This is a genomic window from Mesorhizobium sp. M7D.F.Ca.US.005.01.1.1 (genome assembly GCF_003952545.1).
GTDB lineage: Bacteria > Pseudomonadota > Alphaproteobacteria > Rhizobiales > Rhizobiaceae > Mesorhizobium > Mesorhizobium loti.
Map to the genome: position 1 here is coordinate 929398 of NZ_CP034453.1, position 13574 is coordinate 942971.

A 13574-nucleotide genomic window follows, 5' to 3' on the forward strand; every position below is an offset into this window, starting at 1 on the left:
GCGATCCTCGCCGACGAACAACAGTCCATCGGCTGTTGGCGAATGTCTCGGCGGAGCGGCGCCGAGGCGCCAGTTTTCATTCGAGCTTCATGGCCGCCACTTCGCCCTCGCTCATCAACGGCACATAGAGGATCGACTTGCCGTCGGTGCCGATGTCGGCGCTGCCGGGCTTGAAATGCGCCACCGCTTCCGGTGCGCCGCCGGTATGATAGCGGTAGAGCGTGCCGGTCATGTAGGCGGTGGCGTAGATGCTGTCGCCAATGGCGATGACGCCATCGAGGTCGGCGAATTTCTGGGCGCCCGGCAAGGGCGAAACCACCTTGCTGGCGATGTCGACCGACAGCAGTCCGCCAGGCTCCGCCGTGCTGAAGTCGGGCTTTATGCCCTTGCCCCAGGAGGCGACGATCAGCCTGTTGCCATCGGCGAAGACGCCGTTGGGCGAGGCCAGCATCGCGTCCCTGACGAACAACTCCGGCCGGTCGCCATCGATGCGGTAGATGGCGTCGGCCAGCATGTCGGTGACATAGACCTTGCCTGACTGGTCCGATGTCATGTCGTTGAGGAAGACCGCGTTCGGCACCGCGATGCTCGCGACGAGTTTGCCGCTGGCGAGGTCGACGACGCGAACCTTGGTGATGTCGGCGACATAGAGTTTGCCGCCCGAGATCGCCATGCCCTTGGGTGCGTCCATGCCGTCGGTCCAGTGCCGGGTGACCGTCTTGCCGTCCAACGACAGCACGGAGAGATAACCATTGCCGTCGGCGTCGCCGGGATTGCCTGATATGTTGGAGACGATGATGCGGTCGTTGGCGGCGTCGAACAAAGCCGATTCCGGCTGCTCGAGGCCGGTGGCGCGCCAGAGTTCGGCGGCCTCGGCGGCAGGCGCTGCCGAGATGCCGATAGCCACGATAAGGGCTGAGATGATGAGGGTGTTCATGACTGCTCTCCTGTGATGACGAGGCAGAGCTATGGTTTTCGATACTTTCCGGAAAGGCCTGACACCGCTAGTATCGAAAGTCGATACGAAACTGCCGGCAAGAGGTGCATCGGATGAACGGTCTTATCTTCGAGGCGTTGAAGCGGACGCTGAAGGCGAAGGGCGTTACTTATCGCGCGCTTGCCGAACGCATGGGCGTTTCCGAACCGACGGTGAAGCGTATCTTCCACGAGCGCAACTGCAAGCTCGACCGGCTGATGGATATCTGCGCCGCCGCCGGCGTCGAGCTGGAAAACGTGCTCGGCTCGATGAACCGGGGACCAGGTCCGGTCAACCACATCGCGCCGGAGATCGAGCGCAGGCTCGCCGGTCGGCCGGCGCTGCTGTTCATCTTCGTCATGCTGTCGGAAAAGTTCACGCCCGAAGGCATCATGCGCTCGCAAGGCCTGAGCGAAGCCTCGATGTTCCTCTATCTGCGCGATCTCGAGGAGCTTGGCCTGGTCGCGCTCGGCCGGGGCCTCTCGGCAAGAGTGCTGGTCGAGACGCCGATCCAGTGGAATTTCGAAGGGCCGCTGAGGCCGCTGTTCGAGATGACCAACAAGAATTTCATCGGCTGGGCCATCACCCATATCGATAAGGAAGCGACCTTCGTCAGCTTCTCCAGGCGGATGCGGCCGGAGACGGCGGAGATGGTGCGGCGCGAGGCGCAGGAGCTGGCCGATCGCGCCAAGCTGCTCGCCCATCACGACCAGCACACCACGCCGGAGGACGGGCTGGTCGGCTACAAATGGACGTTTGCCTTTGGTGCAACGCCATTTCCGGCGATCATGCCGATCGGGCCGCACGCGCGAGATCCCGGTGCACGGGTGCCCGACAGCCCCAACACTCCGGCAAAAAGGGGTCGCCCCTTGCCGGCATAGTTCGCCTGCTATTCAGGGGCCTTCGCATCGGCAACCTTGTCGTCCCAGACCATCTGCCGGTAGTCGAAACCATATTCCAGCGTTGGCTTGACGATGCGGAAATAGGGCGACAGGTCGAAATCGCGCGGTGTGTAGAGCGAGTGGTGGCGGATGTGCAGGATTTCCTTGCGCGAATAGTTCGACTGCGCCGAAGCGCGGCCGGGCGCACGGGTGATCTCGGGCAGGATCGGATAGCGGATCTGGCCATAGGCCTCGGCGATCAGCGTCGAGCAGATCGCCCGTGTCGGATCGCCGGAGCCGAAGGCCAGCATGCGCCGGCGCCAGCGCACCGGCACCGGCGGCGTCGGGAAGAAAAAACGCAGCATGTCGAAAATGTTCTTGAGGTCGTATTTCAGGCCGAGCTTGCCGATCATGAAGGCGACGACCTTGTCGCGGTCCTCCGGCGCCAGTCCGCTCGCCCGGCAGATGCGGGTGTTGTAGGTGCGATAGCGCGACAACGGCACGGCGACGCAGCCTTCGCCGAGCGTGACCTCGATCAGCCGCCGCCGTTCCGTTCCGTCTTCCGGTTCGGCCAGCGCGTCGCCCACATAGAAGGCCGCATGTGACCAGGTCGACTGGGTCAGATACTTGATCGCCGCCGAGATCTTCTGGTTGCCCTCGATCAGCAGGATATCGCCGGGCTCAAGCGTGCGGCGCAGCGTCTCCGCATCGGACGGCGTATAGGGCTCGTAGCCGGAAGATTCTTCCTGCAGCCGGCCGGCAAGCCAGCGGCCAAGTCTATCCAGAAGCGTGTCGCCAGGCTCGGTCATGCCCTATGGCGATTAGCATAGGCGGGTGGCCGGGCGCCAGCCGCACGTCGCTCAGCTTGCCGTCGCCGCGGCCTCTTCCGGCGACGCAGCCAGATCGTCGCGCGCCTTGCGGGCGAGTTTGCGTGTCGAGCGTTTCGGACTGTCGCCGAACAGCTCCGCCGCCTCGGCAAGACAGCTCTTCTTCAGCTGCTTCTCCGACCGCTTCAAAAGCTTGGCCAGAAGCTTCGTGTCCTCGGGCGGTCCGAGCGGACGGTCATCGGCCTCGAGAAGATCGCGCATCACCAGCACATCGTGCAGGTCGCCCAGCCGCTCGCCCAGTTCGTCAACCGCCTTGCGCCTTGCCTTGATCGGCGTCGGCCACAGCCTGCCGAGCAGCGACAGATGCATGCCGTGGGTCTTGGCCGCCTTGCGCAGATCGTGGAAATCATTGGCCTCGCCGCGCGATCCGGCCTTGTCCAGCGCCTTCCTGGCACGGCGCAAGGTGATGCGGGCGCCTTCGGCAAGCACGTCGGCCGCCTGTTCCGGCTGGTCGGGCAAGGCAAGGCTTTCGATCCGCTTGAGGCCTTCCTCGCAAGCCGCGGTCGCCGCACCGATCGCCGCTTCGAGCCCGCTGCCCTCATGCATTTCATGCTGGCGGGCAATCAGCCTGTCGCGAACCGCGCCCAGCCCGTCGTCGGCGCTCTCCTTGGGAAAGCTTGCCGCCAGCCGGTCGATGGTCTCGATCAGCGCCGTCGCCTCGCGCGGGCCGGCAAGCAGGCCGGCCACATTGCGATAGCACTGGTTTTCGGTCTCGCAGAATGTTTCGTCACCGGAACGAACCAGGCGCAGCAAGGCACGAGCGCTCTTCAGCCGCTTGCGGCATTTGTGCAGTGCCTGTTCCGGCCGGCTCCGCGCGGCATCAAGGTGAGCCAATGCCTTGCCGATTTCCTCTGCAAGGATACGCCTGACCTCGCCGGTCAGCGGCACGCGCGGATCGATGCGAAAGCTCATGCGGCGATCTCCGGTATCCCCCCGAGGGCGAGCGACGCGTTGTAGTATTTTGACTCACCGGTGACTTCACGGCCGAGCCAGTCAGGCAGCATTTCGTCCGGCACGTCCTCCGGCGTCTCAAGTTCTGCGACCACAAGTCCCGTAAGTGGACCGCCAAAGACATCGACTTCATAGAGATAGCCGCGGTGCCTAACATGGTGACGTGTCTTCTCGATGACACGTCCGATGGCGAAGTCCAACATCTCCACCGCCTCCGGCAGCGGGATCGGGTATTCGAATTCGTCGCGCTCGCGCGCCTTGCTGCCAAACTTGAGCGTCAGCTTGGCGGACGTGCCATCGCTGATGCGCACGCGCACCGTGCGCCCGGGGCTGGCAGCGAGATAGAACTGGAGGATACGAATACGCGCCTCGGCCAGTTCTAGCCATGCGGTGCTGGAGACCAGGAACTTGCGCTCGACTTCCTTGCCCATGGCCGCGCACTAAAGCGGTTACCGCCGGCGATGGCAAGACGGTGACGTACACAAGTTAGCGCTCACGAATTGACTTTAATCAATCGATTGATTAAATACCTGATATGATCAAGCAGTCCGACGCCAAAAATCCCCGCCGCGAAGCATCTCCCGCCGAGATGACGCGTGCGGCGCTTGTCCGCGCGGCGCTGAAATTGTTCGGGCGGCAGGGTTTCGACGGCACTTCGACGCGCCAGATCGCCGCCGAGGCGCAGGCCAATATCGGCTCGATCGCCTATCATTTCGGCGGCAAGGAGGGCCTTCGCGCCGCTGCCGCCGACTTTATCGTCGAGACCATCCAGACGGTCGCCGGCCAGGCGCTCGGCAATGCGCAGGCGCCGATGCCGGGCGGTGCAGAGGCGGCGCAAGCGCAGCTCTTCGCGGCGCTGGAGCGGATGGTCGGCTTTGTCGTGGCCAGCCCGCAGGCCGGCGAGATCGTGCAGTTCGTGTTGCGCGAGCTTTCACATCCGACGGCAGCCCTCGACCGCATCTATGACGGCGTTTTCGAGCCGACGCATCGCCGGCTGTGCCAACTCTGGGAGCAGGCGACCGGCGAGCCGGCCGAGAGCGAGGCCACAAGGCTGACCGTGTTCACGCTGATCGGTCAGGTCATCTATTTCCGCATCGGCCGCGAGGCGGTGATGCGCCGCATGGGCTGGAACGACATCGGCGCCGCCGAGGCCGCCAAGGTGGTGGCGGCCACATCCGGCAATCTCGAGGCCATATTGGCTTCCAGAAAAGGGGCAAAGATGAAGGGGCAAAGACCATGAGCTTTCTGTGTTCGCTGCCGCTCGCTGCGCAGCTTTTCAGCGCCTGTGCCCCGGCTGCCCCGCTGGCCGTCGGCTATGTCGAAGGCGACTATGTGCTGCTGGCGCCGATCGAGGTGGCGCAGGTCGAGACCGTCACGGTCAAACGCGGCGACCGAGTGGTGCCCGGCACGACCGTGGTGACGCTGGAAAGTGCCGACGCGAAGATCGCGGTGGCGCAGGCCGAGGCCGGCCTTGCCCAGGCGCAGGCGCAATTGGCCGATCTGCAGATCGGCAAGCGGCCGGAAGAGATCGCGGTGTTGAAGGCCGAGGTCGACATGGCCAGCGCCCAGGCCGCCGACGCCAAGCGCAAATTCGACCGCGCCGCCGATCTGTTCAAACGCGGCGCCGGCACGCAGGCCGATTTCGACACCGCGTCGGCGACGCTGGAGACGGCCAATGCGCAGGTCGGCCAGGCCACCGCCAATCTCGCCGTCGGCGGCCTGCCGGCGCGGCCGGAGACGATCAAGGCCGCCGACAACCAGGTCAAGCAGGCGCAGGCGACCCTTGAACAGGCGCAGTGGCGGCTGTCGAAGCGGGTGCTGGGAGCCCCTTCGCCCGGCCGCGTCAACGATGTCATCCGTAATCCGGGCGACACCGCCGGCCCGACCGCGCCTGTCATTTCGATCCTGCCCGACGGCGCGGTGAAGCTCAGCGTCTACATTCCGGAGAGCGCCTTCTCCTCGGTCAAGGTTGGCACCTTGCTCGGCGTCCATTGCGACGGCTGCGGCGAGGGCGTGAAGGCGCGGGTCAGCTACGTTTCGCCCGATCCCGAGTTCACCCCGCCGGTGATCTATTCCCTCGAGAACCGGCAGAAGCTGGTCTATCTGGTCGAGGCACGGCCGGAGGGCGACGCCGGCCCGCTGCAGCCTGGCCAGATCGTCGATGTCGATCTGGCGGACAGCGCAAAATGAACGCCATCGACGTCCATGGCCTGGTCAAGCGTTTTGGCAACAAGACCGTCGTCGACCATGTGACGATGTCGGTCGCCGAAGGCGAGATCGTCGGCTTTCTCGGACCCAACGGTTCGGGCAAGACCACCACCATCCGCATCATGTGCGGTCTGCTGACGCCGGACGAAGGCGAAGGCACGGTGCTCGGCTTCAACATCCGCACCGACAGCCTGCGCATCAAGCGCGAAGTCGGCTACATGACGCAGAAATTCTCGTTCTACGAGGATCTGACGATCGGCGAGAATCTCGAATTCGTGGCGCGGCTCTACCGGCTGAAGCCGGTTGAAGAATATGTCGCCGGGACGCTTGAAGACCTTGGCCTGACCACACGCCGCAACCAGCTGGCCGGCACCTTGTCGGGCGGCTGGAAGCAGCGGCTGGCGCTCGCCGCCTGCATCATGCACAAGCCGAAATTGCTGCTGCTCGACGAGCCGACGGCCGGTGTCGATCCGAAGGCGCGGCGTGAATTCTGGGACGAGATCCATCGCCTCGCCAGCGGCGGGCTGACCGTGCTGGTCTCCACCCACTACATGGACGAGGCCGAGCGCTGCCACCGCATCAGCTACATCTCCTACGGCAAGATGCTGGCCACCGGCACCGTCGCCGAGGTGGTGAAAAATGCCGGGCTGACCACCTTCGTCCTGCAAGGCCCGCGCCTTGACCAGGTGGCCGAAGCGCTTCAAGGGCGCCCCGGCGTGGACCAGGTGGCGCCGTTCGGCGCGACGCTGCATGTCGTCGGCTCCGACAAGAAGAAGCTCGAAGCCGCACTCGCGGATGTCGAAAGAGAGCACAAGGGCGTGAAAGTGTCGCCCGGCGAAACCAGCCTGGAAGATGTTTTCATCCAGTTCATGTCCGGCTCGAAGGACAACATGGCATGAACAGTGTCTTTTCCTTCGCCCGGCTTGGCGCGCTGCTGATCAAGGAATTCATCCAGATGCGGCGCGACCGCATCACCTTCGCCATGATGCTGGGCGTGCCGCTGATACAGTTGGTGCTTTTCGGCTACGCCATCAACAACGACCCGAAAAGCCTGCCTGCAGCACTCGTGGCGACGAGCAACGATCCCTACACGCGTGCCATTGTCGCGGCGCTGCAGACCACCGGCTACTATCGTTTCGACCATGTCGCGCAAAGTGCTGCCGATGCGGAGTTCCTGATATCGCGCGGCGACGTCGCCTTCGTTGTCACCATCCCCGCCGATTTCGCCAAGAGGGTGGAGAGCGGCAACAACCCGCAGATCCTGATCGAGGCCGACGCCACCGACCCGGCGGTGGCCAGCGGCGCTATCTCGACGCTCGGCACCGTCGCTAGCCAGGCGCTGCTGAGGGCGCAAGGCACGCAGGAAGCCGCCGCCGAGGCCGCTAAGGGTCAGCTCGATGTCGTCGTACATCGGCGCTACAATCCCGAAGGCATCTCGCAATACAACATCGTGCCCGGCCTGCTCGGCGTCATCCTGCAGATGACCATGGTGATGATGACTTCGATCGCGCTAACGCGCGAGACCGAGCGCGGCACGATGGAGAACCTGCTGGCGATGCCGTCCAGCCCGCTCGAGATCATGCTCGGCAAGGTGCTGCCCTATCTGGCGGTCGGCGGCGTGCAGGTGGTGGTGGTGCTGGCGGCGGCCAAGCTTCTGTTCGCCATACCCTTCACCGGATCGATGTCGCTGCTGTTGACCGCCGTGCTGATCTTCGTGCTGGCGCTGGTGCTGCTCGGCTATACGATTTCGACCGTCGCCCGCACGCAGATGCAGGCCCTCCAGCTCACCTTCTTCTTCTTCCTGCCGTCGATCATGCTGTCGGGTTTCATGTTCCCCTATCGGGGCATGCCGGACTGGGCGCAGACCTTCGGCGAGATCTTCCCGCTGACGCATTTCCTGCGCATCACCCGCGCGGTGATGCTGAAGGGCGCCGAACTGCCGGCGGTGGCCGGCGAGATCGGCTGGCTGGTGGTGTTCGTGGCGTTGTTTGCCGGTGTCGCATTGGTGCGGTTCAGGCGGACGCTCGACTAGCTCTCACGGGTTGAGTGATCTCGTACCGCTAACGAACGGACTTCCTCGGACATAGAAGCGTAGCGGGCGATCCGCGTCCTTCGCAATGCCGATCCGGATGCCCTGCCCGATGTCACCGGCCGGATGATCATCAATTGCCAGCCATAGCGGGCCTTCGCGGCAAAGATCGATCCCGTCGAGCGAACGATCGATACGCAACGCCTGGGCGAGCCTTCCCGGTCCTCGCGCTAGGTCGCGCATGCGCTCGATGCCTCGATTGAGCCGCATGATGGCAATGCCTTCGAGCGGCTCGAGCGCCCGGATCAGCACACCGGTTCCGATCCCTGGCATCTCGCTCGAGACGTTGAGCATGTAGGAGACGCCGTAGGCGAGATAGACATAGGCGTGCCCGGGCCCGAGAAACAGCGAACGGTTGCGCGAGGTCATACCCCGGTAACCGTGCCCGGCGGCATCGCCGACGACATAGGCCTCCGTCTCGACGATGCGGCCGCTGGCGACGCCTTCGGGCAGCTCGCGCACCACGAGTTTGCCAATGAGGGTGCGGGCAAGGGATGCCGTATCATCAGGCAGTTCCGAGCGCACGAGCGGGCGGCGGATGGTCATGCTCAGCGCGGCCAGGTTTCACGGCATCGGCTCGACCCATTGCGCGCGCGAAGGTCCCGGCTCGAACGGATCGGCGAAATACTGGGTCTCGCGGGCGACCTTGCCATCGAGGAACTCCATGATGCTCACGGTGTAGGACGGTCGCCCGTCATAGGCGAGGACAAATTCAGTGACCCAGAGATCGCCCCCGCCAACGATCCGCCGCACCGTGAAGCGCTTTTGATTGGGCTGCGCGGCGCGCGACGACTGGATGTTTTGCCGCCCGCTTATGCGCTCGCCAGACTGCGGATAGTCGAGCACCGCGTCCTCCCGGTAGATCTGGTGCTCCGCCTCGAGGTCATCAGCGTCGGAAGCAGCCCAGTGGCGATCCAGAGCCGCCCGAATCTCCAAGTCTTCCATGCCGGATCTCCCTCGGACATCGCCGTCGTGACCGGGCCTTTCGCTACCTACGCCGCCGCCATGATCTCGGCATAGGTGCCGAAATCGACATTGCCGCCGGAGAGCACCACGGCAACGCATTTGCCGGATAGTTCGATCTCACCCGATGACAGTGCCGCCAGCGCCACGCAGCCGCCGGGCTCGACCACGAGTTTGAGATAGGCCATGGCGTCGCGCATCGCCTGCGCGGTTGCCTTGTCTGAGACCGCGATGCCACCGGCAAGGTTCCTGCGGTTGATCTCGAAGGTGATCAGGCCGGGCTCGGCGGTCAGGATCGCGTCGCAGATCGAAGCGTGGCCGGGCTCGTTCGACACCCTTGCGCCTTCGATGAGCGAACGGCGGGTGTCGTCGAAATGCTCGGGCTCCACTGCCCAGACCGCGGTGTCGGGCGAGGCGTCTTTGACCGCAACTGAGATGCCGCTGGTCAGGCCGCCGCCGCCGCAGGGAATGACGACCGCGTCGAGGCTGACACCAAGCGCTTTTGCCTGGCGCATCAATTCGAGGCCGATCGTACCCTGTCCAGCGATGATGGCCGGGTCGTCGAAGGGCGGCACCAGCACCATGCCCCTTTCGATATAAGGGCGCACCACGGTCATGCGGTCGTCGCGAAAACGGTCGAACGGCACCACCTCCGCGCCCATCTTGCGGACATTGGCGATCTTCATCGCCGGCGCGTCGGCCGGCATGGCGATGACCGCCTTGACGCCGAACATCGCGGCCGAAGCGGCGACGCCCTGCGCATGATTGCCCGACGAGAAGGCAACGACGCCTCGGCTGCGTTCTTCCTCACGGAGCGACGACAGCTTGTTGTAGGCGCCACGGAACTTGAACGAGCCGGTACGCTGCAGCGTCTCCGGCTTGAACAGGATCCGGCCGCCGAAGCGCTTGTTCAGCTCCTGCGATTCGATCAAGGGGGTTTCGACGATCAGGCCGGCAAGCCGGGCAGCGGCGGCGTGGATGTCGGCGATGCCGGGAGCGGTGGTCATGGCGGGTCCTGCGGAAAACATGTTGCCTTCATGATGCCCGCAAAGGCAGTTGGAGCACCAATGAAAAAATGTGACCGTTACAAAGTTTGGCGGGTCATGACCGACGGGCAGCGCTGCCCCTCACCTGCCTGCCGGGCGATGAGGGGCGGCGCCGAGATCGGCAAATTGGCCACCCAATTTTAGCCAAGCAGCGTCCTCTGCCTCTTGGTCCCACCCAGCTTGCGCCAGTTGTTGAACCGGTGGCTGGCGGCGGCAAAGGAGATCTTCATCTGCTGGGCAACCGAATAGCGCGACTTGCCCTCGTCGAACATGCGGTAGCAGCACTCGACGCCTTCCTCGGTCAGTTTGCCGTCCGGCGCCTTGTTGTGCGGATTGGCGGGGTCGAATTTCTCGACCTGTTGTTCGACCAGGCCTTTCAGGCGCTGCAGGTCGGCCTCGATGCTGGCGATGAGGTCGAGAACGGGCTTTGGATCATAGGGGTGCGGAGGCTGTTTTGCCGTCATCTCATGGCTCCTTGTTCTTGGCTTGAGTTCGGTTATATAGGTGAACATTCACTGATAATGAAGGGTCGCCGCGGGCGCGGGGCTTCAACAATTCTTGACCGCGACCCAAGCGCGCAATTGACCAAAGGCGTTCAAAACCCTACTTTAGAATTATTCTAAACTAGGGTGAATTCCTCATGCTTTCCCGTGTTTTCGGCTTCGGCCGCCGTCCCTTCGAATCGCTTACCGAACAGGAGATCCTGGCGCTGGCCATTTCGTCCGAGGAGGATGACGGACGCATCTACCGGGCCTATGCCGACGGACTGGCAGACACCTTCCCGCAATCGGCAAAAGTGTTCGAGGAGATGGCCGAGGAAGAGGATGGCCATCGCGATGCGCTGATCGAGCTCTTCCGCAGTCGGTTCGGCGAACGTATTCCGCTGATCCGGCGCGAGCATGTGAAGGGGTATTACGAGCGCAAGCCCGACTGGCTGGTGAGACCGCTCGGCATCGAGCACGTGCGCAGCCAGGCCGAGGCGATGGAGCGGCAGGCCTATCTGTTCTACGTCGAGGCGGCCAAGCGCACCACGGATGCCTCGACCAGAAAGCTGCTCGACGATCTGGCGCTGGCCGAGCAGGGGCACGAAACGCTGGCGCAGCGCCTGGAGCAAAAGCACGTACCGGGCGAAGTGAAGGACGAAGAGGCCGCCGCCGAGCAGCGCCAGTTCATCCTCACCTATGTGCAGCCGGGGCTTGCCGGATTGATGGACGGCTCTGTGTCGACGCTGGCGCCGATCTTCGCTGCGGCGTTTGCCACGCATGACACCTGGCAGACCTTTCTGGTTGGGCTTGCCGCCTCGATCGGCGCCGGCATCTCCATGGGCTTCACTGAAGTGGCTTCCGACGACGGCAAGCTATCGGGCCGTGGCTCGCCGATAAAACGCGGCATCACCACCGGCGTCATGACGTCGGCGGGTGGCCTTGGCCACGCATTGCCCTATCTCATCCCGCATTTCTGGACGGCGACGGCCGTCGCTGCGGTTGTGGTGTTCTTCGAACTGTGGGCGATTGCCTTCGTCCAGAACCGCTACATGCAGACGCCCTTCCTGCGTGCCGCCTTCCAGGTGGTGCTGGGCGGCGCCCTGGTGTTCGCGGCCGGCGTGCTGATCGGGAATGCGTAAGCGCAAAGCGCCCCCTCACCCAGCCTCCGCTTCGCTCGGCTGACCTCTCCCCGAGGGGAGAGGAGCTTTCCAGCGCCGCGCCAACCTCTTCTCCCCGCCGGGGAGAAGGTGGCCGCGAAGCGGCCGGATGAGGGGGCTGGCGCCACGCGGGTTGCCCGTTCACCCATTCACCGCCCGACTATCCCCAGGCGCCTCGTCCCTCTCGGTCAGCCCATAATCCCTCACCACATGCGCAATCCGCAGACGGTAGCCGGCAAAGATACCGCCACGGCCGGCCTTCTGCGCCTGCCGGTGTTCCTCGGTGTTGCGCCAGGCCTTCACCGCCTCCTCGTCGCGCCAGAACGACAAGGACAGGATGCGGTTCGGATCGACCAGACTCTGGAAGCGTTCGATGGAGACAAAGCCGTCGATGCCGTCAAGCAGCGGACGCAAGTCGGCGGCGATGCCCAGATAGGCGTCGCGCCTGCCCGCCGCCGGCTCGACCTCGAAGATGACGGCAATCACGGCAGCACCAGCTTTGCATGCGGTCCCGAGACGTGTTTCAGGAACATGCGGTCCTCCTTCAGGATGAATCTTTCGCGGCGGGCGAATTCGTAGTTTGCCTTGCCGGCGGGATCGGCGGCAAGCCGGGCGCGATAAGCTTCATAGGCCGCCAGGCTGTCGATGTTATAAGCGGCATAGGCGGTCGTCGCCGAGCCCTCATGCGGCGCGTAGTAGCCGATCAGATCGGCGCCGCAACGTGGAATGGACTGGCCCCAGTTGCGGGCGTATTCCTCGAAGGCCGCTTTGCCGAACGGGTCGATCTCGTAGCGGATGAAGCAGGTGATGGTCATTGTGGTCTCCTTGGGTTTCCGCGTCGATGGTTCGAGCGGCGTCGAAACGTCGTGCCGCCTGGTCTGCTAGGCAATTCCCTTGGCGGTCATGCCTGCCAGAAGGACTTCGTGCATTCGCGGCGCACGTCTTCTGGCGTCAGGCCAAGGTCGCGCAGCAGATGATCGTCGATCTCGGCGAGGTCGAGACGCTGCAAATGACGGTCATACCAGCGGGCCAGCAGCCGGGAACGCAACCAGGTGACGAACGGGAACGATTGGCGGCTGGCGAGCGGGGCCGAGGGGAAAGCGGTTCGTGCGGTCATCGTCGTCTCCTTGATCTGATCGGAGAATAGTGGTTATCTGACAAGAATGCTTCGATGAGGAACGAACTATGCGTGAAGGACCCGACATCGCCCGCATTGCCAGCCTGGTTGGCGATCCGGCACGGGCAAACATGCTGAATGCCCTGATGGGCGGCACGGCGCTGACGGCGAGCGAACTGGCGCTCGAGGCCGGCGTCTCGCTGCCGACCGCCAGCTCGCATCTGGGCAAATTGATGGAGGGCGGGCTGCTCACGGTGGCGAGCCAGGGCCGCCATCGCTACTACGGCCTCGCCGGGCCGCAGGTGGCGGGCATGATCGAAGCCATCACCGGTGTCGCGGAAGCCGTTGGCCCAAAGCGCGTCCGGCCGGGCCCGCGCGACGGCGCCATGCGCGTGGCGCGCGTCTGCTACGACCACCTTGCGGGCGAGCAGGCGGTGGCGATGCTCGATCGTCTCGTCGCCAAAAACGTGTTGGTCCGCGACGACAAGGAGATCAGGCTCGGGCCATCGGCGGCTTCGCATTTCGCTGCCATCGGCATCGATGTCTACACCAGGCCGCGCCGGCCGGTGTGCCGCGCCTGCCTCGACTGGAGCGTGAGGCGCTCGCACCTCGCCGGCACGCTGGGCGCCGCCATCCTCGACAAGATCCTTGCCGAGAAATGGGCGCGCCGCGAAAAGGACAGCCGCGCGGTCATTTTCTCACCGCCGGGCAAGCAGGCGTTTGAGCGGGTGTTTTTGGACTGAGGGGTTGGCGGGACAGCGCCCCCCTCTGGCCTGCCGGCCATCTCCCCCACACGGGGGGAGGTCAGGCGTCA

General features: G+C 64.4%; 18 protein-coding genes. 7 read left to right on the forward strand and 11 right to left on the reverse strand.

Going from position 1 to position 13574, the window contains the following annotated elements; genetic code table 11:
* Positions 1-76: 76 nt before the first annotated feature.
* Positions 77-937, reverse strand: coding sequence for an ATP/GTP-binding protein (locus tag EJ076_RS04395; protein WP_126067035.1), 861 nt, complete (start codon positions 935-937; stop codon positions 77-79).
* Positions 938-1050: 113 nt separating this feature from the next.
* Between EJ076_RS04395 and EJ076_RS04400 the strand changes: the two genes are divergently transcribed.
* Positions 1051-1857, forward strand: a complete 807-nt coding sequence (locus tag EJ076_RS04400; protein WP_126067036.1) for a helix-turn-helix transcriptional regulator — start codon at positions 1051-1053, stop codon at positions 1855-1857.
* Between the two features lie 8 nt (positions 1858-1865).
* On the opposite strand, the gene EJ076_RS04405 is transcribed toward EJ076_RS04400, so the two are convergent.
* From EJ076_RS04405 to EJ076_RS04415, 3 genes are read right to left on the reverse strand one after another with little or no spacing between them, the layout of a single operon-like run.
* Positions 1866-2666, reverse strand: coding sequence for a lipo-like protein (locus EJ076_RS04405; RefSeq protein ID WP_109667682.1), 801 nt, complete (start codon positions 2664-2666; stop codon positions 1866-1868).
* A gap of 51 nt (positions 2667-2717) precedes the next feature.
* Positions 2718-3656: a CHAD domain-containing protein gene (locus EJ076_RS04410; RefSeq protein WP_109667680.1), complete on the reverse strand. Its 939-nt coding sequence runs from the start codon at positions 3654-3656 to the stop codon at positions 2718-2720.
* The gene (locus tag EJ076_RS04415) at positions 3653-4126 is read right to left on the reverse strand and encodes a CYTH domain-containing protein (protein WP_109667677.1); all 474 of its coding nucleotides are present in this window, start codon (positions 4124-4126) and stop codon (positions 3653-3655) included. Before EJ076_RS04415 ends, EJ076_RS04410 begins: the two co-directional genes overlap by 4 nt.
* 104 nt (positions 4127-4230) lie before the next feature.
* Between EJ076_RS04415 and EJ076_RS04420 the strand changes: the two genes are divergently transcribed.
* From EJ076_RS04420 to EJ076_RS04435, 4 genes are read left to right on the forward strand one after another with little or no spacing between them, the layout of a single operon-like run.
* A complete protein-coding gene (locus tag EJ076_RS04420; protein WP_126067037.1) occupies positions 4231-4935 on the forward strand; it encodes a CerR family C-terminal domain-containing protein in 705 nt (234 codons plus the stop codon).
* Positions 4932-5885, forward strand: a complete 954-nt coding sequence (locus EJ076_RS04425) for an HlyD family efflux transporter periplasmic adaptor subunit (RefSeq protein ID WP_126067038.1) — start codon at positions 4932-4934, stop codon at positions 5883-5885. Before EJ076_RS04420 ends, EJ076_RS04425 begins: the two co-directional genes overlap by 4 nt.
* On the forward strand, positions 5882-6802 hold the full coding sequence (locus EJ076_RS04430; RefSeq protein ID WP_126067039.1) for an ABC transporter ATP-binding protein: 921 nt from the start codon (positions 5882-5884) through the stop codon (positions 6800-6802). Before EJ076_RS04425 ends, EJ076_RS04430 begins: the two co-directional genes overlap by 4 nt.
* On the forward strand, positions 6799-7935 hold the full coding sequence (locus EJ076_RS04435; RefSeq protein WP_126067040.1) for an ABC transporter permease: 1137 nt from the start codon (positions 6799-6801) through the stop codon (positions 7933-7935). Before EJ076_RS04430 ends, EJ076_RS04435 begins: the two co-directional genes overlap by 4 nt.
* A gap of 3 nt (positions 7936-7938) precedes the next feature.
* On the opposite strand, the gene EJ076_RS04440 is transcribed toward EJ076_RS04435, so the two are convergent.
* From EJ076_RS04440 to EJ076_RS04455, 4 genes are all read right to left on the reverse strand, one after another.
* On the reverse strand, positions 7939-8538 hold the full coding sequence (locus EJ076_RS04440) for a DNA-3-methyladenine glycosylase (RefSeq protein WP_126067041.1): 600 nt from the start codon (positions 8536-8538) through the stop codon (positions 7939-7941).
* 18 nt (positions 8539-8556) lie between these two features.
* Positions 8557-8937 (reverse strand): nuclear transport factor 2 family protein, encoded by a 381-nt coding sequence (locus EJ076_RS04445; RefSeq protein WP_126067042.1) that lies wholly within the window; start codon positions 8935-8937, stop codon positions 8557-8559.
* A 47-nt stretch (positions 8938-8984) separates the two neighbouring features.
* Positions 8985-9962 carry a threonine/serine dehydratase gene (locus tag EJ076_RS04450; protein WP_126067043.1) on the reverse strand — a complete coding sequence of 326 codons (978 nt, stop codon included), beginning with the start codon at positions 9960-9962 and terminating at the stop codon, positions 8985-8987.
* A gap of 179 nt (positions 9963-10141) precedes the next feature.
* Positions 10142-10465: a hypothetical protein gene (locus EJ076_RS04455; RefSeq protein ID WP_056585424.1), complete on the reverse strand. Its 324-nt coding sequence runs from the start codon at positions 10463-10465 to the stop codon at positions 10142-10144.
* 176 nt (positions 10466-10641) lie between these two features.
* On the opposite strand from EJ076_RS04455, the gene mbfA reads away from it, so the two are divergent.
* Positions 10642-11625: an iron exporter MbfA gene (mbfA, locus tag EJ076_RS04460; RefSeq protein WP_109667652.1), complete on the forward strand. Its 984-nt coding sequence runs from the start codon at positions 10642-10644 to the stop codon at positions 11623-11625.
* A gap of 159 nt (positions 11626-11784) precedes the next feature.
* On the opposite strand, the gene EJ076_RS04465 is transcribed toward mbfA, so the two are convergent.
* From EJ076_RS04465 to EJ076_RS04475, 3 genes are all read right to left on the reverse strand, one after another.
* A complete protein-coding gene (locus EJ076_RS04465) occupies positions 11785-12129 on the reverse strand; it encodes an antibiotic biosynthesis monooxygenase (protein WP_126067044.1) in 345 nt (114 codons plus the stop codon).
* The gene (locus tag EJ076_RS04470; RefSeq protein ID WP_126067045.1) at positions 12126-12458 is read right to left on the reverse strand and encodes an NIPSNAP family protein; all 333 of its coding nucleotides are present in this window, start codon (positions 12456-12458) and stop codon (positions 12126-12128) included. Before EJ076_RS04470 ends, EJ076_RS04465 begins: the two co-directional genes overlap by 4 nt.
* Positions 12459-12544: 86 nt before the next feature.
* Positions 12545-12760, reverse strand: a complete 216-nt coding sequence (locus EJ076_RS04475; RefSeq protein ID WP_126067046.1) for a DUF1127 domain-containing protein — start codon at positions 12758-12760, stop codon at positions 12545-12547.
* A 68-nt stretch (positions 12761-12828) separates the two neighbouring features.
* On the opposite strand from EJ076_RS04475, the gene EJ076_RS04480 reads away from it, so the two are divergent.
* Positions 12829-13503 (forward strand): winged helix-turn-helix domain-containing protein, encoded by a 675-nt coding sequence (locus tag EJ076_RS04480; RefSeq protein WP_126067047.1) that lies wholly within the window; start codon positions 12829-12831, stop codon positions 13501-13503.
* Positions 13504-13574 lie beyond the last annotated feature (71 nt).